Raw genomic sequence first — 21959 nt, 5'->3', positions numbered from 1 at the left:
AACAGGTATATATGTTGTTATAGTTTTGAAAAGAGGTGCAAGATGTCCGCAGAAAAAATGGAAACGTCTTTTCATTTGACCGTTGAAGCGATCCAACTGCTTCAAAACGCATTGGAAACGTCTTTTTTTGATGCTTACGTAGAGACGATCGAAAATTTTGTTGATCAATACCAAGTTCGCGTGATCGATGGGGTACCAGATGAAGCAACTGCTGCTCGTTTAGAAACCATCTATCAAGAAATTCGAGCAATGGAACTATCGGCAGAAGAAAAACGCAAGCTTGCGCAGTTGGTTTTGTTGAAAGGCAGCCAAACGGAGCGCCTGCAGGCCAATCACCAACTGACACCAGATAGTCTTGGGTTTTTATTCGTCTATTTGATCGAGCAGTTGAGTAGTGCCGATCAACCAGTGAAACTTCTTGATTTATCGGTAGGCATGGGGAATCTCTTATTGACAGTCTTGCTGAATCTGCAATTAGCCAAGCGTCCAGTAGAAGGAACCGGTGTGGATATTGACGAAACCTTGTTGGCGATCGCAGCTGCAACTGGCGAATGGACCAAAGCGCCCTTGCATTTGTTCCATCAAGATGGCTTGCAAGAGCTTTTGATCGAACCGATGGATCTGGCGATCAGCGATCTACCGGTGGGCTATTACCCACAAGATGACAAAGCCCGCAGCTTTATTACGGCGGCTCCAGAAGGACACAGTTACGCCCATCATTTGTTGATGGAACAAGCGATGAACTATGTCAAAGCTGGCGGTTACGGTTTGTTCTTACTACCAAGCAATTTCTTGGAAACGGAACAGAGTGAATTTTTGAAAAAATGGCTGAAAGAAAAGGTTTATTTGCAAGGAATGATTCAGCTTCCTGAAGAACTCTTTAAAAATGAACATTCACGTAAAAGTATATTGCTTTTACAAAACCACGGAGGGACAAGCAAACAAGCAGAAGAAGTCTTGCTGGTCAAGCTAGCCTCACTGAAAGAACCAAAGAACATCACAAAACTTTTTGAACAATTTGCGGCTTGGAAAGCAGCAAATCTGTAATATAATTCGGATAAGGAGATCATCATGTCAAAAACAATCGCAATCAATGCTGGAAGTTCAAGTTTAAAATGGCAATTATATCAAATGCCAGAGGAAACAGTTGTCGCTAAAGGAATCGTTGAACGAATCGGTTTGAAAGATTCTATCTTTACCATCAAATATGGGGAAGATCAAAAATTCGAACAAATCATCGATATCAACGATCACGAAGTAGCTGTAAAAATGTTATTGGATCAACTGATCGAATTAAACATTTTAGGTGCTTATGATGAAATCACTGGCGTCGGTCACCGCGTCGTTCACGGCGGAGAAGATTTCCCTGATTCAGTTGTGATCACAGACGAAGTGATGGAACGCATCCAAGCATTGGCTGAATTTGCGCCATTACACAACCCAGCAAACTTGATGGGGATCACTGCTTTCAAAAAAATCTTGCCTGAAATCATCAGTGTCGCTGTTTTTGATACTTCTTTCCATGCAACGATGCCAAAACACAATTACCTATACAGCTTGCCATTAGAGTACTATAACGAGTTTAAAGTACGTAAATACGGCTTCCACGGTACAAGCCACCGTTATGTTTCTGAGCGTGCGGCAGAAATGTTAGGCAAACCAATCGAAGAATTAAAAATCATCACTTGCCATCTAGGGAACGGTGCGTCGATCACTGCAGTTGACGGCGGAAAATCAGTAGATACATCAATGGGCTTCACGCCGTTAGCTGGTGTAACGATGGGAACACGTTCTGGTGACATCGATCCTGCTGTTTTGCCTTACTTAATGGAAAAATTAGATTTGAACATCGATGAAATGGTGGATGTTTTAAACAAAAAATCTGGTTTATTAGGCTTAACTGGTATTTCCAGCGACATGCGCGATCTAGAAGCAAACTACGACAAAGAAGAAGTCAAAGTTGCTTATGACGTCTTTACTGACCGCATCCGTAAATACATCGGTGGCTATGTAACGACCATGAACGGTGTCGATGCGATCGTCTTTACTGCTGGTATCGGTGAAAATGATGCCCACGTCCGCAGCGAAGTTATCAAAGGTATGACTTGGTTTGGTTGCGAATTAGATGCCGATCAAAATGCAAAACGCGGCGAAGAATTAGTGATCTCAACTGAAGAGTCAAAAGTCAAAGTACTTTTGATCCCAACAGATGAAGAATTAATGATCGCTCGTGATGTGGAACGTTTACGCGGCTAAGCGAAAACATTTCTTAGAATAGAAGCTGAAACACATGCAAGAGAAATGCTTGCATGTGTTTTTTTGTAGGAAAGTCCGCAAAACGGGACTAGAGAGAAAAATTGGTGAAGACCATTTTCTAATTTTTTAAACAGAAAATTTAATAATTATACATATGAAAATTGGCTCATACTGCACCTAGGTGGAGGGCTTCTCATTTTGCTTTCATTTGAATTTAAATTTCCTTCCTTTTTTACAAGATGTTCTCAGGGAAATACCCTTGTAAAAGTTGCCAAATGGGAATAAACTGGCATTTGTGAATTTTCAGAAAAATTCCGCTATTTTATTTTCATTAATTTTTATAAGGGGCCATTACATATGGAAAAAGAAAAAACATTCTTAGGTCAGCCGCGAGGGCTGTCGACGTTATTCTTCACGGAAATGTGGGAACGATTCAGTTATTATGGTATGCGGGCGATTTTGGTGTACTTCATGTACGATGCAGTTGCCAACGGCGGCTTAGGGTTGCCAAAAGGAACGGCTGTGGCGATCATGTCGATTTACGGTTCCTTAGTGTATATGTCAAGTATTGTTGGCGGTTGGATCTCGGACCGTCTTTTAGGATCAAATAAATCCGTCTTTTATGGTGGGATCTTGATCATGTTAGGACACATCGTCTTGGCAACACCTTTAGGGATTCCAGCGTTGTTTGTGTCCATGATGCTGATCGTCATCGGAACCGGACTCTTGAAATCCAACGTGTCGGGTATGGTGGGGCATTTGTACAGCAAAGACGATATCCGTCGGGATGCTGGTTTCTCAATTTTCTACATGGGGATCAATATCGGTGGCTTGTTAGCACCGATCATCGTCGGGATCTTAGGACAAGAGGTCAACTACCACTTAGGCTTTTCGATTGCTGCTATCGGGATGTTTATCGGTTTGGTGCAGTATTATGTGCAAGGAAAAACCACGTTGAAAAGTGTAGCGATCGCGCCAACGAATCCCTTATCGGCAGCCGAAAAGAAAACCTTCTTCCGAGCAGTCGTTCTAGTTCTTCTCGCATTGGCAGTGTTATTTGGCGCAGCTGCTGCAACAGGCCATCTGACGGTTGATTTCTTCATCAACTTCATCAGTGTTTTAGGTATTTTCTTGCCGATCTACTACTTTACCAAAATGCTGCGTTCGAAAGATGTCACACCAGATGAAAAGAAAAAAGTGTTGGCCTACATTCCGCTGTTCTTGTCAGCGATCGTCTTTTGGTCCTTAGAAGAACAAGGCTCATCGATCTTGGCATTGTTTGCTGCTGACCGTACGCAATCAACGTTATTCGGCATCAATATTCCAGCAAGTTTGTATCAAACCTTAAATCCACTTTTTGTCGTCTTACTGACACCTGTCTTTGTCTGGTTGTGGACCAAACTAGGCTCTCGTCAGCCACGGACAGAAGTGAAGTTTGCCATCGGTTTAGTCTTAGCCGGTTTGTCCTTTCTATTGCTAATGCTGCCAAGCCTCTTGTTTGGAGTAGAAGAACGGGTCAGCCCATTATGGTTGGTATTGAGCTTCTTCATCATGATTGCAGGGGAAATGTGTCTTTCACCGGTGGGCTTGTCGGTGACGACCAAACTAGCGCCGAAAGCTTTCGAAGCACAAACCTTGGCGATTTGGTTGTTAGCAGACGCTTCTTCACAAGCCATCAATGCGCAAATCGCTCGGTTCTATACACCACAAACAGAAGGGATGTACTATGGCATCGTCGGCGGAGTAGCCGTTGTTGTCGGCATCATCTTGTATTTAGCTAGAAAACCGATCCGCAACTTGATCGGCAACATTCATTGATCAAAAAATAAAAACTTGATTTTCCGCCTATGCATGGATTGAACAACCCATGCTTACTGTAGGAAAATCAAGTTTTTTTTGTTGCGAATCAATGTCTTAGTCAATCAATGGGCTTAGTGGCTGGCGTGTGATCTGCTGCTGTGCAATGACCAGGGCTTCTTGGAAGTGCTGCTGCAAAAAGTAGCGGTCATGGCTGACTGCCAGCAGGGTCCCTTGATAATCTTGCAGCATTTCTTCAATTTCTTCTCGGGCATAGCTGTCGAGGTGATTGGTTGGTTCATCCAAAATCAGGACGTTGATTTTTTCTAAAAAGAGTTTCAGTAACGCCAAACGGATTTTTTCACCACCAGATAAATCTTTGATTCGTTTGGCCACATCACTTTGATAAAACCCACTTTTGGCCAATTGCCGACGAGCAGCCTCTTCGTTTCCTGTCAACGTCTGTACGTAGGCCAACAAGCGGCTCTCAGTATCGGCAAACTGTAGCTGTTGGGGCAAATAGCCGATTTGTAAGCTGCTGCCGCGCTTGATAGTGCCGCCGCTAGGAAGCTCCTCACCGAGAAGTAATGTGAGTAAGGTTGATTTTCCGGTACCATTGTCGCCGATGATGGCTAGATGCTCCCCACGGTAGATTGCAAAACTGCTGTCTTTGAATAGGAGCTGATCGGCATATTGCTGGTGCAAGTCGCGAACGATGAACACCTCTTTACCTGATTTTCCGCCATTTGCCAAGCCTTGCAGCCGATTTTTCGGGGGCGCTGGCGGTTTGACCAGTGTAAGTTTCGCTAGGCGGCGTTCCAATTCTTTGGCTTTTTTGAAGAAGGATTCATTGTCTCCTTCATGGCCCCACTGACGAAATCGACGAATCATGACTTTCAGTCGCTGGACTTCTTTTTGCTGCAGTTCGTAATTTTTGGTCAGCTCCGCCAAGCGAGCTTCTTTCAAGACACGAAATCGGCTATAGTTCCCAGGATACTCAATCAGGGCGCCTTCTTCCAGTTCCCAGGTCTTGGTGGTGACTTGATCGAGAAAGTGTCGATCGTGAGAAACGACTAGAACCGCTTTTTTCGTATTCTGTAAATAATTTTCCAACCAGCGGATACTTGAAAGATCCAAGTGATTGGTTGGTTCATCCAGTAACAGCAAGTCAGTATCGGTGACTAACACTTTGGCTAAAGCGACTTTGACCCGTTCACCCCCGCTAAGGTCTGTTAACCGTGCGTCCTGCCGATGGGGAATTCCTAACCCTTGTAAGATCGCGGAAATTCGGTCTTCTAATCCATAACCGCCCAGCTCTTCAAAGCGCTGCTGCAGCTCGCCATAACGGATCAGACACTTCTCTAAATCAGTATCGGGTTCTGCCATCAAGGCTTCGTAATGGCTCATTTGCTGTTTGAGTTCTTGAATGTTAGCTGCAGAATGGAGCAGGTAGTGGGTAACGGTTGCTTCAGAAACTGTCAGCTCTTGCTCGACCGTCCCGATCCTCAAGCCTTTTTGGCGGCTGATAACGCCGCTATCGACACCTTCACTGCCAGTCAAGATTTGTAAAAAGGTTGATTTGCCCGTTCCGTTGATGCCGACTAGGGCAATTTTTTCCCCAGCTTCGATTTGGCAGGATAACTCCTCAAATAACGGATTCCCGCCGATGGTTTTTTTAATAGCAATTGCTTGTATGATCATGATCTCTCTCCTTGAGACCACTCAAAAAGGCCATGGATATCCATGGCCAGTGTTATTTAAACTCAGATTTTTTTGAGAAAAATACCTTGAGATGGCCATTGATTTTACGTAAATTTAACTGTTTTGGACAGACTCGTCCCGTCAACAGCAACTGTAAAACCAATTGCATGGCTAAATGCGATATGGTATCGTTGGTAATTTTCATTACTTGTTATTTTAGTCATGCGCATCATGGTCGTTTTCCCTCCTTTGTGTCTTTGTCTTTTCAGTGTACCTGAAAGTATCAGAAAGTTCAACCAGTACTGGCGGTTTCTTAGCGTTCCTCGATGCGTAATTCTGTCAGAGAGCTTTCTTTCATCTGACCGATGACCAAAGGAACGGTCTCATGAACCACATCGCTGTATTCTAAGCCGAACCAGCGTTCAGGTGAAATAGTATGGCGTTTGATAAAAAGCTTCGTCTGCATGACTTGCTTCTGCCATTTGCTTAATGCAGTTGCATTCGACAGCTCTTCTTCGATCATCACGAATTGGAAATCACCCACATTGCGTCCAGGCGTTAAGGAATAGCGTTGCGGCTGCAGCGGCAAGCGACCATCTTTCATCAATTCTTGAATGATTTGGCGAATGTAGAGATTGACTTCTTGCGGCACCCGAAAGCCGAGATAAAGCTTTAGTTTAACGATAAAATCGGTATCTGCCATCGAAACTTCATATTTTTTCGTATAAGGTTCATCGGTGACTTCCACATTGACGAACCAATACACTTTGGCACGCTTCGGCCGTTTGTCTAAAATGGAATAGATGAACTGCTGACCGATCTGATCGTCTTGCAGTTTAGGAACCATGAAGACGACGTTCGTCTGAGATAATGGCAAAGAATCATCTTCCCGCAACTGTTTCAATTGAGGGATGTAGGTAGAAAGTGCAACTTCTTCGGCAGCATTTTCTTGAATACGATTGCCCCATTCCCAAATCAGCATCACACCGATGATCACGCTGGCTAATAAGATGGCAACGTAACCGCCATGGAAAAATTTCGTCGCACTAGAGATAAAGAAAATGCCTTCGATCGCTGCAAAAAAGAGCGTGATGAACGGTGCCAAGAAACGGGTCTTCTTGTTTTGGTGCAAGTAGAAATACAGCAAAATAGTGGTCATCAACATCGTTACCGTAATGGCCAATCCATAAGCGGCTTCCATCCGAGTAGAGGTCTGGAAGAATAAGACCACGCCGGAACAGGCGATCCACAGCAAGGTGTTCAAGGCAGGAATATACATTTGCCCGATAGACGCCCCCGGATAGATGATTTGCATCCGCGGCAATAGTTTCAACTTGATGGCTTCAGAAACCAAGGTAAAGGAGCCAGACAGCAGAGCTTGCGAAGCAATGATGGCAGCGAGTGTGGCGAAGCTGACACCAAAGACTGTCCACCCTTGCGGCAATGCTTGGAAAAATGGGTTCAAGTTTTCGATTTCTTGATAAGTCGGGTTTTGATAGACTTGCAGCAGCCACGCCGCTTGACCAAAGTAATTCAGCATCAAGCAGATTTTGATATAGGGCCAGCTGGCATAAATGTTTTTTTTGCCCACATGACCTAAGTCCGAGTAGAGGGCTTCCGCACCAGTAGTCGCCAAAAAGATATTGCCGAGAATAAAGAGACCAGCGCTGTTATCGGGACTAAAGAGCAGATTGATCGCATACCGGGGATCAAGGGCCCGAATCACCGAAAGGTCACCGGCAAAGTTCATCACACCGACGATGCCCAAGAAGGTGAACCAGCCTAGCATGATCGGTCCGAAGGCTTTGCCGACAAACTCAGTCCCAAAGCGCTGCAGGGCAAAGAGGACCAATAAGATTGCTAAGGTGATGCCGACGATGATCGATTGGTCATTGCCGAAGCGATCAAAAAAGGCTGGAATCCCCCGTAATCCTTCGATGGCAGTGGTTACGGTCACGGCTGGCGTCAATACCCCATCTGCTAGCAGGGCTGCGCCCCCGATGATCGCTGGAATAATCAAGTAGCGGCTGTTTTTACGAACTAAGGTATAAAGGGAAAAAATCCCGCCTTCTCCATGGTTATCCGCGTTTAATGCGATCAAGACGTACTTGATCGTCGTTAACAAGGTCAGCGTCCAAAAGACGAGTGAGACGCTGCCTAAGATAAAATCGGGCGTTAAGGTGCGGAGTCCGCCATTATCCTCCACCAGGGCTTTCATTACGTAAAGTGGGCTCGTACCGATATCACCGTAGACCACCCCCATGGCGACTAAAAGTCCGCCGGCGGTCACTTTTTTCATTTTACTTGAACTCATTGACTGTTTTCCCTCCATTTTAAACTGCAAAAAGACCTAAGCGGCCCCTTGCCACTTAGGTCTTGCAAGAAACATCTTAAACCAGCGGATTCCCGCTTGCTGTTGATCTAAGATCATGGAACGATCCATGTGCTACTCCCCTAAAGTGTTCTTATTATCTTTGTTTTTGCAGCTCCTGTCAATTGATTTGATAAAAATGGCAATAAACATTTTTCTTTTACTGCTTTTCAGCGTAAGATAACAATAGGTATGGAATAAGGAGGCAGGAAAATGATTGAGATCAAGAATCTGACGAAACAGTATGGACCCAAAAAAGCATTGTCTGATCTTTCCCTGACGATTCGTCAAGGGGAGATCTTTGGCTTTCTGGGACACAACGGGGCAGGGAAGTCGACAACGATCAAAAGCTTAGTTAGTATTTTGCAACCGACGAGTGGGGAAATCTTTTTTGACGGTCAATCCCTCGTGGAACATCGGGAAGCGATAAAAAAACAAATTGCCTATGTGCCGGACACGCCAGATTTATTTTTACAGCTAACAGCAGGGGAGTATTGGGACTTGATTGCCGCAGCGTATGAGGTGCCAGCAGCGGAAAAGGCCGAGCGTTTGCAAAAATTAGGGCGCTTGTTTGATATGCTGTCTCATGAAGAAGAGACCATCGCCAGCTTTTCCCATGGAATGCGGCAAAAAACGCTGCTGATTGGGGCATTGATCCCCGATCCGGACATTTGGATCTTGGATGAACCATTACAAGGCTTAGATCCTCAAGCGGCGTATGATTTAAAAGAAATGATGAAACAGCACGCTGCCAAGGGTAAGACCGTGATTTTTTCCACCCACGTCTTGGACACCGCCCAGCAGTTGTGCGATCAATTGGCGATTTTGAAAAAAGGTGAGTTGCTGTACAATGGCTCAGTGGCAGATTTGCTGGCACAGCATCCGTCGCTTTCTTTGGAAACGATCTATCTGCAAATGACTGGGAGAAGTCAAGAAGAAGCGATTCTTGCAGAAGCGGAGGAAGCGTAGATGCGAAAACAACAATTTCTGACGCTGACCTCCGTTAATTTGCGGTATGCCAATCCCCAACTGACAGACAAAGCCCGCAAAAAAGGCAAGGCTGGTTCGACCTTGACCAGTTATCTGTTGTTTCAATATGCGCTTTCTGGAGTGGTGTTTCTGCTAGTCTATGGTTTGACGATGATCACATTGGATTTTAGTCAGATGCCGGGCTTTTTTACCTATTATGTCGCTTTGTTCGGAATCTTAGGCTTTTCCCAAGGGATTTCGTCCATTTACAATGTCTTCTTCGAAAGTCAAGATCTGCCAGCGTATTTGCCGCTGCCCTTTCGACAGAGTGAAATTTTTCTGGCAAAGATCGTGGTGGTATTTCTTACCGTTGCGCCGTTTATTTTTCCCCTGCTGGTCTTGTTTCTTCTGACAGGGATTCGGGCAAATGTCTTTTTCTTGCTGACGGTCTTATGGGCGTTCTTGCTATTCGGCTTGTTTTTAGTCCTGATCTTCAGCATTTGCAGCTTGATCGTCTTCAGCCTGACCCGCACCAAGTTTTTCTTGAAGCATAAAAAATTGGTCACTAGTTTATTGCTAGGCGTGACGATGCTGGTTGTTGTGATCGGGGTCTTAATGATGAATCAGGTGAATACCTACGAGGCAGACGTGGTAGACCGAGGAGCGATCAGCTTTTTATTGCCCTTTTATTATGTGATGGTGGCGCCGTTTCAAACAACTGGTTTGCTTAGCTTGCTAGGGATCATCGCCACAGCAGGCGTGTTGCTTTTTGCCCTCTATCGGTTGATCTTGCCGAAGTTTTATGAGCAAGTGGCAGCCGCGGCGCCTAACCAAGGGAGTGTTCGTCGGAAACATAAACCCAATCAAGGCTTGGGCCAGCTGTTGTTTAATTACAATTCGCAGTTGATCCGTGATCCGAATTTGATCATGCAAGTCTTTTCTTCCTCGTTACTGATGCCCATCATTTTTTTAGTGTCCTTTGTGTTTACTGGGGTGGTTCAGTTAAGTGAATTGGATGAGCGATTTATCGGTGTTGTTTTCGTGGCGGGGATCGCCTTGGCGGCACTGATGGTCAACCCGACTTCTTTTATCAGTAATTTGATTTCATTGGATCAGGAGAATTTCTTGTTTGTCCGCTCCTTGCCGCTATCGATGAAGCGCTACTTGCGGGAAAAATTCCGCTTTGGCGTCGTTTTGCAGCTGAGCTTAACGGCAGTCATCGTGCTGGCAGCAGTGCTTTTATTCAAAATGCCGCTGATTTTGGCTATCTCTTTCCTAGTAGGAGCACTTTGGAGCAGTTTTCTTTTGTGCTTGAAATATTTTGCTCGGGATTATCGATTGCTGCTTTTGGATTGGACCAATATCAGTCAATTGTTTACGAGAGGGGCGGGGAGTCTTGGGTTAGCCATTGGAACAGTCGCAACGCTATTTCTTTCCGTCATTGTTATCATCCTTTATGGCTTTGCTGCGACTTCGATTGATTTTTGGTTATTGAATGGTCCGGTTTTCTTTGTGATCCTCTTGACCAGCGTCCTTTGGATAGCCCACTATGACCATAGATTTTGGCGTCGTTTTTCCTAAGGGAAGCGACGCTTTGCTTTTTTTATTTAAGGATGGGTAAATTAACTATTTATTCAGAAAATTCAGAAAAACTATTTACAATCAAAAGGAAACATGGTTAGATAGGAGTACCTATTACTTTGCTTTCATTTTTTGCTGTACAAGTTTGGATAACCGACTTGTCAAAGAGCTGTGACCAAAGGCAAAAAGACCAATGAGACCTAAGTGCTCGTTGACTCTTTTGCTTTTGTCACGGTTTTTTTTGCACAAAAAACCTGCCGTTCGTCGGCAGGTCGTCTAGCTATCAAGCTTTGGTGTGGTCTTTTTCTGGTAATTTGTTTTCTAGATCTGTCCGCACAACTAACACATCACAGCCAGCATGGCGAATGACATACTCAGACACGGAACCGATAAAGATTCGTTCCACGGCATTTAAACCAGTGGCACCGATCATAATCAAATCGATGTTGTGATCTTCGGGCAATTGTTTGGCAATGATCGGTTTTGGCGAGCCGTATTCAATCACTGTTTTGACTGCAGTTACTTGGTGTTTGCGGGCATAATCCTCATAGTCTTTCAAAGTTTGTTTGGCCATTTCGGTTGCTTGCTCAGCAAGCATGCCGTCAAAAGAAGAAACGGTTTGAAAGGCCCGAGTGTCGATCACATGTGCTAAAACCAATTCAGAATCATTCCGCTGTGCCACGTTCACGGCTTTTTTGAAGGCTAATTCTGACTCGCTAGACCCATCGACGGCTACCATGATTCGTTGATATTGTTGTAACATAAGAAACACTCCCATCTGTTATCTTCTACTTTTATTGTAATGCTTTTTTCTGGAAAAAGAAAACCTAATCTTCCTTTTTTTTCATTTTTTGTGCCAGCAAGATGCTGAATGAAGCGGAAGAGAGCAGCAACAACGCCAAATAAAACAAGGCAATCAGCTCTCTATCGACCAAGCCCACAACCAATGCCACTACGCCTAAAAGGAAATGAATGAGACTATAGGTTTTTAAGAAGACTTTATTCGCCTCAGTAGTAGGGATCAAAGTGAAAAAAATCGCTTGTTTGGCATAAAGCAAATAACTGGTGCCGAATAATACGAGTGCCACGATCGTAAATAATAGAAGAATCATAAACATACGCCATCCTATTCTAAGTTGATAGGTTTAGTATAGCGAACCCTAGAAAGAATAGCAAAAGCCACCCTTACTTTGATATCAGATGGAGGACGTTGCACGGTTTCTAACGGCTAGAAAACGCAAAAAAGCCATCTGTTAAAAACAGATGGCACATTCTAAAAAGAATGGGTAATATCCGTTGATGCCGTTCTTTTTCCCATAGTATTGATCCCGCAAATTCTAGCAGGTGGGTTCCACGGTCTAAGCTTCGAACTACCAAAGGAAAAGGCATGTTACCAGCATTGACACAAGACGGATCCCAAGATATCAATAAAAATGTTCGGTCAACACACAAAAGGGACAACTCGTACATCACAGAATTCCCACCCTTATAGTAGCATAGGAATGACGAAGGTGCAATAAAGTTGTTTGAAAACGATACCAAAAAGTCACTATTTTTTCTAAGCACCTAGTTTTTTTTCTTTCGTTGCTGCAATTGTTGGTACCGTTGGCCCAACGCTTGCTCATATTTACCGGTGGCTTTCGGTTGATAATAGTGGGTACCTTTTAGCTTATCAGGTAAATATTGCTGATCGACCCATGCATCATCAAAATTATGTGGGTATTGATAGCCAACTCCTCGATTCAAGCTTTCGGCGCCTTTGTAATGACTGTCTCGTAAATGATCCGGGACATCTCCAGCTTTACCGCTACGAATATCTGCGATCGCTGCATCCAATGCCATGTAGGCCGAGTTGGATTTTGGTGACAAACATAGATCGACCACCGTATCGGCCAAAGGGATCCGAGCTTCCGGCAAGCCCAAACGTTCAGCGGCTAACACAGCATTGACGGTTCGAGCAGCGGCTGCTGGGTTAGCTAAACCGATGTCTTCATAACCGATGACCATCAAGCGCCGACAAATGATCGCCAAATCGCCTGCCTCTACTAAACGACCTAAGTAATGCAGCGCACCATCCACATCGCTGCCGCGAATCGATTTTTGAAAAGCAGAGATCACATCATAGTGCGCATCCCCATCTTTATCATGGGTCAATGCTTTGCGCTGTACGCACTCTTCGATGATCGCTAAGGTCAAATGAATAATGCCGTCTGGTCCTTTTGGTGTGGAACGGGCAGCGAGTTCTAAGCCATTGAGGGCGCTTCGTAAATCACCGTTGGTCGCTCGCGAAAGATGCAAGCGGGCATCATCGGTCAATACGATGGTTTCTGATCCAAGTCCGCGAGTTTCATCTGCTAAAGCTTGATCAATGGCGGTCAAAATATCTTCTTCTTGGAGCGGTTTGACTTCAAAAATCTGTGTCCGACTGCGAATCGCTGGATTGATCGTAATGTAGGGATTTTCCGTCGTGGCACCGATCATAATAATCTTGCCGCTTTCTAAATGGGGCAGTAAAAAGTCTTGTTTTGTCTTGTCTAGTCGATGGACTTCATCAAGCAATAAAATGACAGTACCGCTCATTTTGGCTTCCTCTGCCACGATTTGCAGGTCTTTTTTTGTATCTGTGGCGGCGTTCAGCATGCGAAACGCATAGCGTGTCGAGCCGGCAATCGCACTGGCAATGCTGGTTTTTCCGGTTCCCGGCGGTCCGTATAGGATCATCGAAGAAAGCATTTTGGCTTCGACCATTCGGCGAATGATTTTCCCCGGGCCAACCAAATGCTGCTGTCCGACGACTTCATCTAAGTTCCGTGGCCGCATTCGATAAGCAAGTGGCTGCTGCATAAAACGATCCTCTCCTTTTCCTGTAAGTATAACATAAGAACGTACATTCTCATAAACAAGCTGATTTGCGTCCTTACGAAAACAAAAGGGCGCGTATTTTCCACTCAGTCAGCAAAAAACAGGTTCGTTGAAAAGAAATCGTTGAGATCACCGCAACTCTGTAGTCAAAGATAGTAAGTTGACCGAGAATTGTGTAGAATAAAGAGGGTGATGAGAATGGATGAATTAATGGCACTTTTTGCGACACAGCCGACAACGACCATCGCGCGTGCCTTATTAGGGATGTATTTGGAACATGAGACCCCAAACGGAAAATTAGGTGGGTATATCGTGGATTGTGAAGCATATCTAGGTCCCGATGATCTGGCGGCTCATAGTGTGGGCATGCGAAACACACCTAGGGTTCGGGCGATGTATCAGGAACCCGGCACGATTTATTTATATACGATGCATACGCATCGAATCGTCAACTTTATTACGCAACCAAAAGGCATCCCACAAGGAATCATGATTCGCGGGCTAGAACCGGTGGATGGGATTGACTTGATGGAACAACAGCGACAAAAAACGGGACCGGATGTAGCCAATGGCCCCGGGAAACTAGTACAGGCACTACAGATCCCAGCTGAGCTTTACGGAGAATCGGTTTTTACGAGTCCGCTGCATTTGGTTCCTGAGCGCCGACGTACCCCAAAAGAAATTTTGGCATTGCCTCGAATTGGTATCCCGAACAAAGGGGAGTGGACTCAGATGCCGCTTCGATTTGCGGTAGCTGGTAATCCTTATTTAACAAATATACGAAAAGCCGCTGTTCAGCAAGATCATGGCTGGCTAGAAAGAAGGAATAGTGATGGCGAAAGAAACGATATTGACTTACTTAGATCAGCGATTAACGAAAAAAATCTCCGATTATGATGTGGCGATCGATTGGGATGCCAAAAATCATACCATCGAATTGGTGTTGCGCTTGTTTGCCGAAAATCCTCAACAAGTCCAAATCGACGATGCGCAAGGTGTGGCATCAGAGGAAGCGATCATTGAATTTGAAGATGGGATTTTGTTGTATGATCCACAAAAATCAACGTTTGATGAAGAAGATTATTTAGCGACGATTCCTTATGCAGGAAAAAAAGGGATCCAAAAAGCGTTGTTAGACGGATTGGTTGATTACATTCAAGAAATTTTAGAAGAAGGCCAAAGCGATCTGCTTGATTTCTTGAACGATGACAGTGAAGAAGCGATCTTTGAATTGCGATTCAACGAAGAAGCATTTGTGGAGAAAATGACGAACTATCAAGCCGGGGCTGGGGAAACCATGATCCCGTACCCTAGTTACTAAGGAGAACGAACATGAAATGGAATGAAGTAACCGTAGCGACAGCTAGCGAAGCAGTGGAAGCAGTCGCCAATATTTTAATGGAACACGGAGCAAGTGGGGTAGCGATCGAGGACGTTTTAGATGTCGAAAATTTTAAAAGCGATGCGTATGGCGAAATTTTGGATAAAGAAACCTATACGACCTTAGAAGAAGGTGCGCAAGTCAGTGCCTATTTCCCAGAGACGATTTTTTTGCCAGAAGTGCTGCCGACGATCAAAGCAGCCATCGACCGTCTGCCGGAGTATGGTTTGGCAATCGGCAAAAACACCATCACAACGAGCGAGGTCGTGGAAGAAGCATGGGCAACGGCCTGGAAAAAATATTACCATCCAGTCCGTATCTCCCGCTATCTGACGATCGTGCCGAGCTGGGAAAACTATCAACCGCTGCAAGAAGATGAAAAGATCATCACCCTTGATCCGGGAATGGCCTTTGGGACCGGCACGCATCCTACGACACGCTTGACATTACAAGCCCTAGAAGTCTACTTGCGGGGCGGTGAAACCGTCTTAGATGTCGGGACGGGCTCAGGGGTGTTAAGTATCGCCAGCAAATATTTAGGTGCCAAAGACGTGTTTGCTTATGATCTAGATGAAGTCGCTGTGAGGTCCGCCCAAGAAAATATGGCGATGAACCCCATTGCTCACGATGTGACCGTGCAAGCCAATGACCTTTTGCAAGGGGTGACGGTCCCTGCTGATCTTATCGTTGCCAATATTTTAGCGGATATCATTTTATTGATGATCCCTGATGCATGGCGTTTATTGAAGCAAGAGGGCACCTTGATCGTTTCTGGGATCATTGAGACGAAAAAACAATTAGTGATCGATGCCATGATCGCACAAGGCTTTGAGATCGATCAATTGTTCAATCAAAAAGACTGGTATGCGATCGCCTTTAAAAAACCAGAGGTAGAGTAAGATGCAGCGATATTTTTTACAGGAGCCTTATGAAGCAAAAGCGGTGTTTGCCGTTTCGGGAGAACCCTTCCACCATATGATCCGAGTGATGCGCATGACTCCCGGCACGAAAGTCGGTTTAGTTTTTGAGGATCATTTGGCGATCATCGCCAAGATCAAAGAGGCCGATGAAGAAACGGTTTACTTAGAGGAAGTCGAAAAAGAACAGCAGGACAAGGAATTGCCGCTGCAGGTCACGATCGCTAGCGGCTACCCGAAAGGCGACAAGCTGGACTTGATCGTTCAAAAAGGCACGGAACTTGGGGCGGCAGCATTTATCGGTTTTCCTGCGCAAACTTCGGTCGTGAAATGGGATCAAAAGAAGTTACAGAAAAAGCAGCAGCGGCTGCAAAAAATCGCCCAAGAAGCGGCGGAGCAATCCCAACGGCAGATCGCACCAGCCATCACACTGCTGGATAACGCCAAAGCATTTTGGCAAAGCCTCAGTCAGTACGATGCGGTCCTAGTGGCTTATGAAGAATCAGCCAAGCAAGGAGAAGCAGCGATGCTGCTGCAAGTGATCACCGAATTGCCCGTTGGTAGCAAAGTTTTAGCGATCTTTGGCCCAGAAGGCGGTCTGACCCCCTCCGAAATCGAAGGAGCCCAGGAAAACAACGCTAAATTATGCGGGTTAGGCCCTCGGATTTTACGAACAGAAACAGCACCGTTTTATTTTTTAAGTGCTGTCAGTGTGCTAACGGAATTAAAGAGGATGTGAGTTGATGAATAAGAACCAAGAAGCAATCAGTGTCCGTTTGTTGACGGCCGATCTGACCGACTGGGTCTTGAAGGATTTTATCAATCAATATAAAACGGCTTTAAAGGAAGTCGTCGTTTTGCCTAGTGCCATTCGGCGGGCGAAAATCTTGGCACAAGGCTCTTCCTTACAAATCGGCGCAGTGATCGATTACCCCCTTGCCCAAGGAACACTGGCAAAGGTAGCGTTTGAAATCGGTCGGGCGTTTATGGAAGGTGCCGATTTTTTGGAAGTCTGGCTACCGGCTTCTTCCTTCATGGAAAATGATCGTGGCTTTGCGGAATTGACCGAAACGATTCGCTCCTTGACCTTGACAGGAGGGGAGATCCGCTTAGCTGTGCAAACCGAGATCATGAATGAATTGACGAAGATCCAAGTGGCACAACGCTTGAAAGAAGAAGCATGGCCAAAGATCGTGTTAGGACAAAAACAACCACTAGCAGAAGCATTGCACGACGTGAGCTTGTTTTCCTTAGATGGTGGCAGTCAACTGTCGATCCAGATCAATCCTGACACAATAGATGAACAAGCTATGCAATCACTACAGGCTGCCGGCGCCGAGAAAATCGGGCTCTCGTATCATGTTTTTGAAGAATTGCTTAAGGACAAGCCGGCACCCGATGTGCTTTGAACAACAGCGATTGAAAAATAGCTGAAAAATTTGTATAATAATACTACTAAATAAGAACTGCAGGTTAGACAGGAGTCCCATGCTTAGAACGTTTGTCCGCAAGGCTTTGGGTGCGTGACGAAACGTTAACAGCGACTTCTGTCTGCCTTTTTGATAGCACAAAAAAGAAAAGCAGGAGGCGGAATGAATGGCAAAAGAAGTTATATTGACCGGGCCCAATGTCATCAAATTGGTCGCTCATTATATGAGTGAAGAACATGTTGCCTTTGTCCAAAAAGCATTAGATTACGCGACAGAAGCCCATAAAGAACAATTCCGTAAATCCGGCGAGCCTTACATTATTCATCCAATCCAAGTTGCGGGGATCTTGGCAGAATTGCAGATGGACCCTCATACCGTTGCAACTGGTTTTTTGCATGATGTCGTCGAAGATACCGATGTGACGTTAGCCGATCTGAAAGAAGAATTCGGTGCCGATGTAGCTATGCTAGTGGATGGCGTGACCAAGCTGGGTAAGATCAAGTACAAATCTCATGAAGAACAATTAGCAGAAAATCATCGGAAAATGTTGATCGCCATGGCGCAAGATTTACGGGTCATCATGGTCAAACTGGCTGACCGTTTACATAATATGCGTACGTTGAAACATCTGCGGGAAGACAAACAACGCCGCATCGCCCAAGAAACGATGGAAATCTATGCCCCATTGGCTCATCGTTTAGGGATCAGCCGAATCAAATGGGAACTAGAAGATATTTCTTTGCGTTACTTGAATCCACAGCAATATTACCGAATCGTGCATTTGATGCAGACCAAACGAGAAGAACGGGAATCCTACGTTTCCGAAACCGTGGAAGAGATTCGGATCGCTACGGAGGAACTAGATATCTATGCTGAGATCTATGGTCGACCAAAGCATATTTACTCGATCTATCGCAAAATGAAGGACCAAAAGAAACAGTTCAATGAAATTTATGATTTGTTGGCGATCCGAGTGATCGTTGACTCCATCAAAGATTGTTACGCGGTTTTGGGAACGATCCATACAAAATGGAAACCAATGCCTGGGCGGTTCAAGGACTATATCGCTATGCCAAAAGCCAACATGTACCAATCGCTGCATACGACGGTCATTGGTCCCAAAGGCAATCCTGTCGAGATCCAAATTCGGACCCATGAAATGCATGAGATCGCTGAATTTGGGGTTGCTGCGCACTGGGCCTATAAAGAAGGTAAGACGGAAAAAGTCAAAGCCGACAAGATGACCCAACAAGTTGGCTGGTTCCGCGAAATCTTGGAACTACAAGATGAAAGCTATGATGCTTCTGAATTTATGGAAGGTGTCAAAGGGGACATTTTCAGCGACAAAGTCTATGTATTTACGCCAAAAGGTGATGTGACGGAGTTGCCTCAAGGCTCCAGTCCACTGGATTTTGCCTATAGCATCCATACCGACATCGGCAACAAAACTACTGGTGCCAAGGTCAACGGCAAAATGGTCCAATTAGACTATAAGCTGAAAAATGGCGACATTATTGAGATTCTGACATCACCGAATTCCTTTGGGCCAAGCCGCGACTGGGTCAAACTAGTTGCTACCAGCAAAGCGAAGAACAAAATCAAACGATTTTTTAAAGCCCAAGATCGTGATGAGAATATCATCAAAGGACATGAGGCAGTGGTTCGTACCTTACAAGATATGGGCTTTGTGCCAAAAGAATTCTTGACGAAAAGCAAAATGGCGGAAGCTTGCGAACGATTCAATTATCAAACAGAAGATGACCTGTTTGCCTCTGTCGGCTATGGGGAAGTCAGTCCCACGACCTTAGCCAACCGTTTGACCGAAGAAGAACGGCGCGAGAAACAAATCGAGAAGCAAAAGCAGCAAGTCCAAGAGATGATCAATCAACCGGCGAAAAAAGAACCAGAAAAAATGAAGGTTCGTCACGAAGGCGGCATTGTCATTGAAGGGGTCGATAACTTGTTGATCCGCATCTCCCGCTGCTGCAATCCGGTTCCTGGGGATTCGATCGTCGGCTATATTACTAAAGGGCGGGGAATCTCGATCCACCGCAGCGATTGTCCCAATGTTCAAAACAAAGAGGCAGCGAACCGTTTGATCGATGTTGAGTGGGAAGATGCCACCGACATCAACAAAGAATACGATGCCGATCTTGAGATCTACGGCTATGATCGTTCTGGGTTGCTCAACGATGTCTTACAGACGGTCAATAGCGTCACGAAACGCTTAGTGAGTGTCGAAGCCAAAACCAATAAAGACAAAATGGCAACGATCCGTATCACGGTGGCGATTCAGAATTTGACTCATTTGAAATCGATCGTTGATAAAATCAAGCAGATTCCAGATGTTTACAGCGTCAGACGTACGAAGGGGTGAGAAAGAATGCGGGCAGTGATCCAGCGAGTCAGTCAAGCAAGCGTGTCGATTGAGGACAATATCGTCGGTGCGATCCAACAAGGGTTCATGGTTTTGTTGGGGATCACCCATGAGGATACAGGCGACGATGTGGCTTATCTCGTAAGAAAAATCAAAAATCTGCGGGTTTTTGAAGACGAAGAGGGCAAAATGAATCGGTCACTGGAAAGCATAAACGGCGCGGTCTTGAGTATTTCACAGTTCACCCTTTATGGGGAGACCAAGAAAGGCAATCGCCCTAGTTTCATTCAAGCGGCACCGCCAAGTATTGCGACCCCGCTTTACGAAGCCTTTAATGAAGGTTTACAAGCCGAAGGCATCACTGTTGCTACTGGAAAATTTGGCGCAGATATGCAAGTCGCCTTGGTCAATGATGGCCCGGTGACGATCGTGATCGATACGAAAGAAAAATAGGGAATACAAAACGAAGGATTTTCTCGCTGGAAAAGAGTGGGAGAATTCCTTCGTTTTTTTTATACTCTCGAAAGCGCTAAGCATTTTTGATGGAATCCAAGTGAAATCTAAGTTGAAATCGGGAAATCTTACAAAACTGTTAGCAAAAATCCCATTCTTTTATTTGTTATTTAACATCTTTTTCTTGTTCTTTTATAAGGGTTATTAAATGGAAATATCTTTTTCACCCGTTTTTTAATATTTTAAATTCGAAAAACGATCCTTTATTGCGATTGTTCTTGAGGGAGAAGTATGGAATAATTGTTAAAAAATAATGTCACTGGAGGAAATAACAATGAACTTTTGGCAGCGTGCATTAAAGAGTATCACCAGAAGAAAAGGGAAATCATTTATTTTATTTTTAGTTCTATTTATTTTAGGCAATGTGATCGCTGGTGCTGTAGCAATTCAACAATCCACTGCCAACGTGGAGCGAGAGACGAAACGCAAAATGGGGAACGTAGCTACGGTGGAAATGGATTGGGAAGGTTTTGAAAAAGACCATGCGGATGCTTCGGAGGAAGAGCAGTCACAAGAAGATTTTTATCCGAAACCACCAGCGCTGGATCTTTATGAGCAAATCGGTCAATTAAGCTATGTGAAATATTTTGATTACCAAAATCAAGCTTGGTTAGAAACAACAAAATTGAAAGCCTATACGCCGGAGGAAGGATCGGTCGGCATGGGTGGCAACTACTTCTCTTTGAAGGGCGGAAATTTGGTTGAGCCATTAGACATGCAAGAAGGCTTGATTCGCTTGGAGGAAGGCGAGGGATTGACAGAAAAAGATGTCAGTGAATTGACGAACGCGGTATTGATCAGTAAAGAGATCGCAGAATTGAATAACCTGAGTGTCGGTGATCAATTGGTATGGGATACACGGGCAGAAGTCATGATGGAAGGTGGTTCAAGCGAGGGAGTAAGTGATGATAGTGAGGATGCGACGGACGAAACGGCTGAGAGTGGCAATCGTGTCGCGACCTTTGATTATCCCGTGACCATTGCAGGGATCTTTTCTGTAATTAAAAAGGATCAAAGCAATCAAAGTAGTTCATCAGATCAAAGTGATTCACAAAATAGTGATCAGGTATGGCAAGTGATGGAACAAATCAATACCTTTTATGCTAGCAATAATTTAGTGCAAGATTTTAACAAATTGCAGTCTGAAAAACTTTGGGGTCAAGAAGTGATCGAAGAAGAGTCAGACGCCTATTATCAACCGATCTTTGTCCTAAATTCAACGGATGACGTCGAAGCCTTTAAACAAGAAGCCGGTGCGTTATTGCCCCAATATTATCGTATCATTGCTAATACGGATCAATACGAGCAGATCGCCGGTGGCTTTACTCGGTTAGGGGTGATCGCAAATTACATCGTGATCATTGCGTCGATCGCAACCATCTTTATTATTTCCTTAGTGGTCTTGCTTTTCTTACGAGATCGGAAACAAGAATTGGGCATCTATCTCTCCTTAGGGGAAAGCCGTGGGAAAGTCATTGGACAGATCGTGATTGAAGTCTTGCTGGTTAGTTTAGCCGCACTGCTATTGTCCTTAGTGACCGGGAACTTATTAGGTGGTGCCGTTTCAAATACCTTGATGCAAAACGATTGGATGAGCAATCAAAATGATATGGGCGGTGTTTATTCTGGCGGTTTGATGGCAGCTGATATTGATTACATGGATATCAAGAATGCCTATCAAGTGTCCTTCTCAGCAGGCTACATCATTACGTATCTGCTGTTAGGTTTAGGAACCGTCTTGTTCTCAGCTATTTTACCGCTGTTGTATATTTTACGCTTGAATCCAAAGAAAATCATGATGTAG

General features: G+C 44.8%; 18 protein-coding genes and 1 other RNA gene. 13 read left to right on the top strand and 6 right to left on the bottom strand.

Annotated elements, in window-relative coordinates:
* Window positions 1-42: 42 nt before the first annotated feature.
* The 3 genes from IGJ74_RS16175 to IGJ74_RS16165 all read left to right on the top strand — a co-directional run bounded on the left by IGJ74_RS16175 (window position 43) and on the right by IGJ74_RS16165 (window position 4074).
* The gene (locus IGJ74_RS16175; RefSeq protein WP_005233418.1) at window positions 43-1047 is read left to right on the top strand and encodes a class I SAM-dependent methyltransferase; all 1005 of its coding nucleotides are present in this window, start codon (window positions 43-45) and stop codon (window positions 1045-1047) included.
* A gap of 24 nt (window positions 1048-1071) precedes the next feature.
* The gene (locus IGJ74_RS16170; RefSeq protein WP_005233419.1) at window positions 1072-2256 is read left to right on the top strand and encodes an acetate/propionate family kinase; all 1185 of its coding nucleotides are present in this window, start codon (window positions 1072-1074) and stop codon (window positions 2254-2256) included.
* Window positions 2257-2613: 357 nt separating this feature from the next.
* Window positions 2614-4074, top strand: a complete 1461-nt coding sequence (locus IGJ74_RS16165; RefSeq protein ID WP_005227746.1) for a peptide MFS transporter — start codon at window positions 2614-2616, stop codon at window positions 4072-4074.
* Between the two features lie 96 nt (window positions 4075-4170).
* Here the strand turns inward: IGJ74_RS16165 and abc-f are convergent, their stop codons facing one another.
* Window positions 4171-5754: a ribosomal protection-like ABC-F family protein gene (gene abc-f, locus IGJ74_RS16160; RefSeq protein ID WP_087664549.1), complete on the bottom strand. Its 1584-nt coding sequence runs from the start codon at window positions 5752-5754 to the stop codon at window positions 4171-4173.
* A 313-nt stretch (window positions 5755-6067) separates the two neighbouring features.
* Window positions 6068-8068 carry a KUP/HAK/KT family potassium transporter gene (locus IGJ74_RS16155; protein ID WP_008382045.1) on the bottom strand — a complete coding sequence of 667 codons (2001 nt, stop codon included), beginning with the start codon at window positions 8066-8068 and terminating at the stop codon, window positions 6068-6070.
* A gap of 270 nt (window positions 8069-8338) precedes the next feature.
* On the opposite strand from IGJ74_RS16155, the gene IGJ74_RS16150 reads away from it, so the two are divergent.
* Complete coding sequence (locus tag IGJ74_RS16150; RefSeq protein WP_008382046.1) at window positions 8339-9094, top strand: ABC transporter ATP-binding protein; 756 nt, start codon at window positions 8339-8341, stop codon at window positions 9092-9094.
* The gene (locus IGJ74_RS16145) at window positions 9095-10675 is read left to right on the top strand and encodes an ABC transporter (RefSeq protein ID WP_087664550.1); all 1581 of its coding nucleotides are present in this window, start codon (window positions 9095-9097) and stop codon (window positions 10673-10675) included.
* A 283-nt stretch (window positions 10676-10958) separates the two neighbouring features.
* Here the strand turns inward: IGJ74_RS16145 and IGJ74_RS16140 are convergent, their stop codons facing one another.
* The 4 genes from IGJ74_RS16140 to IGJ74_RS16125 all read right to left on the bottom strand — a co-directional run bounded on the left by IGJ74_RS16140 (window position 10959) and on the right by IGJ74_RS16125 (window position 13519).
* Window positions 10959-11438: a universal stress protein gene (locus IGJ74_RS16140; RefSeq protein ID WP_061053361.1), complete on the bottom strand. Its 480-nt coding sequence runs from the start codon at window positions 11436-11438 to the stop codon at window positions 10959-10961.
* 64 nt (window positions 11439-11502) lie between these two features.
* A complete protein-coding gene (locus tag IGJ74_RS16135; RefSeq protein ID WP_087664551.1) occupies window positions 11503-11793 on the bottom strand; it encodes a hypothetical protein in 291 nt (96 codons plus the stop codon).
* 168 nt (window positions 11794-11961) lie between these two features.
* Window positions 11962-12156, bottom strand: a non-coding RNA gene (gene ssrS, locus IGJ74_RS16130) — 6S RNA.
* Window positions 12157-12241: 85 nt separating this feature from the next.
* Window positions 12242-13519 (bottom strand): replication-associated recombination protein A, encoded by a 1278-nt coding sequence (locus IGJ74_RS16125; RefSeq protein WP_008382049.1) that lies wholly within the window; start codon window positions 13517-13519, stop codon window positions 12242-12244.
* 216 nt (window positions 13520-13735) lie between these two features.
* Here IGJ74_RS16125 and IGJ74_RS16120 point away from each other — a divergent pair, with 216 nt between their 5' ends.
* The 8 genes from IGJ74_RS16120 to IGJ74_RS16085 all read left to right on the top strand — a co-directional run bounded on the left by IGJ74_RS16120 (window position 13736) and on the right by IGJ74_RS16085 (window position 21959).
* Window positions 13736-14434: a DNA-3-methyladenine glycosylase gene (locus IGJ74_RS16120; RefSeq protein ID WP_061053359.1), complete on the top strand. Its 699-nt coding sequence runs from the start codon at window positions 13736-13738 to the stop codon at window positions 14432-14434.
* On the top strand, window positions 14370-14858 hold the full coding sequence (locus IGJ74_RS16115) for a DUF3013 family protein (RefSeq protein WP_034872159.1): 489 nt from the start codon (window positions 14370-14372) through the stop codon (window positions 14856-14858). The genes IGJ74_RS16120 and IGJ74_RS16115 overlap by 65 nt, the downstream gene beginning before the upstream one ends.
* 11 nt (window positions 14859-14869) lie before the next feature.
* Window positions 14870-15817, top strand: a complete 948-nt coding sequence (prmA, locus tag IGJ74_RS16110) for a 50S ribosomal protein L11 methyltransferase (protein ID WP_005233456.1) — start codon at window positions 14870-14872, stop codon at window positions 15815-15817.
* 1 nt (window position 15818) lies between these two features.
* The gene (locus IGJ74_RS16105) at window positions 15819-16574 is read left to right on the top strand and encodes a 16S rRNA (uracil(1498)-N(3))-methyltransferase (RefSeq protein WP_016612975.1); all 756 of its coding nucleotides are present in this window, start codon (window positions 15819-15821) and stop codon (window positions 16572-16574) included.
* Window positions 16575-16578: 4 nt separating this feature from the next.
* Window positions 16579-17244: a hypothetical protein gene (locus IGJ74_RS16100; RefSeq protein WP_005233460.1), complete on the top strand. Its 666-nt coding sequence runs from the start codon at window positions 16579-16581 to the stop codon at window positions 17242-17244.
* Window positions 17245-17431: 187 nt separating this feature from the next.
* Entirely contained in the window at window positions 17432-19642 is a 2211-nt protein-coding gene (locus IGJ74_RS16095) for a RelA/SpoT family protein (RefSeq protein WP_087664552.1), read from the top strand.
* Window positions 19643-19648: 6 nt separating this feature from the next.
* Window positions 19649-20095 (top strand): D-aminoacyl-tRNA deacylase, encoded by a 447-nt coding sequence (gene dtd, locus IGJ74_RS16090; protein WP_008382058.1) that lies wholly within the window; start codon window positions 19649-19651, stop codon window positions 20093-20095.
* Window positions 20096-20408: 313 nt separating this feature from the next.
* The gene (locus tag IGJ74_RS16085) at window positions 20409-21959 is read left to right on the top strand and encodes an ABC transporter permease (RefSeq protein WP_087664553.1); all 1551 of its coding nucleotides are present in this window, start codon (window positions 20409-20411) and stop codon (window positions 21957-21959) included.

Source organism: Enterococcus sp. AZ009 (assembly GCF_050548785.1).
GTDB classification, from domain to species: domain Bacteria; phylum Bacillota; class Bacilli; order Lactobacillales; family Enterococcaceae; genus Enterococcus_D; species Enterococcus_D entomosocium.
Note: the sequence above shows the minus strand (reverse complement) of the source record. Positions and strands in the feature narration are given on the sequence as shown.

Bases quoted from the DNA above. Each gene is read 5' to 3' on its own strand.
- IGJ74_RS16170 (WP_005233419.1), top strand. From the start codon at position 1,072: ATGTCAAAAACAATCGCAATCAATGCTGGAAGTTCAAGTTTAAAATGG.
- IGJ74_RS16175 (WP_005233418.1), top strand. From the start codon at position 43: ATGTCCGCAGAAAAAATGGAAACGTCTTTTCATTTGACCGTTGAAGCG.
- IGJ74_RS16135 (WP_087664551.1), bottom strand. From the start codon at position 11,793: ATGTTTATGATTCTTCTATTATTTACGATCGTGGCACTCGTATTATTC.
- IGJ74_RS16105 (WP_016612975.1), top strand. From the start codon at position 15,819: ATGCAGCGATATTTTTTACAGGAGCCTTATGAAGCAAAAGCGGTGTTT.
- IGJ74_RS16145 (WP_087664550.1), top strand. From the start codon at position 9,095: ATGCGAAAACAACAATTTCTGACGCTGACCTCCGTTAATTTGCGGTAT.
- IGJ74_RS16120 (WP_061053359.1), top strand. From the start codon at position 13,736: ATGGATGAATTAATGGCACTTTTTGCGACACAGCCGACAACGACCATC.
- IGJ74_RS16085 (WP_087664553.1), top strand. From the start codon at position 20,409: ATGTCACTGGAGGAAATAACAATGAACTTTTGGCAGCGTGCATTAAAG.
- dtd (WP_008382058.1), top strand. From the start codon at position 19,649: ATGCGGGCAGTGATCCAGCGAGTCAGTCAAGCAAGCGTGTCGATTGAG.
- IGJ74_RS16100 (WP_005233460.1), top strand. From the start codon at position 16,579: ATGAATAAGAACCAAGAAGCAATCAGTGTCCGTTTGTTGACGGCCGAT.
- abc-f (WP_087664549.1), bottom strand. From the start codon at position 5,754: ATGATCATACAAGCAATTGCTATTAAAAAAACCATCGGCGGGAATCCG.
- prmA (WP_005233456.1), top strand. From the start codon at position 14,870: ATGAAATGGAATGAAGTAACCGTAGCGACAGCTAGCGAAGCAGTGGAA.
- IGJ74_RS16155 (WP_008382045.1), bottom strand. From the start codon at position 8,068: ATGAGTTCAAGTAAAATGAAAAAAGTGACCGCCGGCGGACTTTTAGTC.
- IGJ74_RS16125 (WP_008382049.1), bottom strand. From the start codon at position 13,519: ATGCAGCAGCCACTTGCTTATCGAATGCGGCCACGGAACTTAGATGAA.
- IGJ74_RS16140 (WP_061053361.1), bottom strand. From the start codon at position 11,438: ATGTTACAACAATATCAACGAATCATGGTAGCCGTCGATGGGTCTAGC.
- IGJ74_RS16095 (WP_087664552.1), top strand. From the start codon at position 17,432: ATGGCAAAAGAAGTTATATTGACCGGGCCCAATGTCATCAAATTGGTC.
- IGJ74_RS16165 (WP_005227746.1), top strand. From the start codon at position 2,614: ATGGAAAAAGAAAAAACATTCTTAGGTCAGCCGCGAGGGCTGTCGACG.
- IGJ74_RS16115 (WP_034872159.1), top strand. From the start codon at position 14,370: ATGGCGAAAGAAACGATATTGACTTACTTAGATCAGCGATTAACGAAA.
- IGJ74_RS16150 (WP_008382046.1), top strand. From the start codon at position 8,339: ATGATTGAGATCAAGAATCTGACGAAACAGTATGGACCCAAAAAAGCA.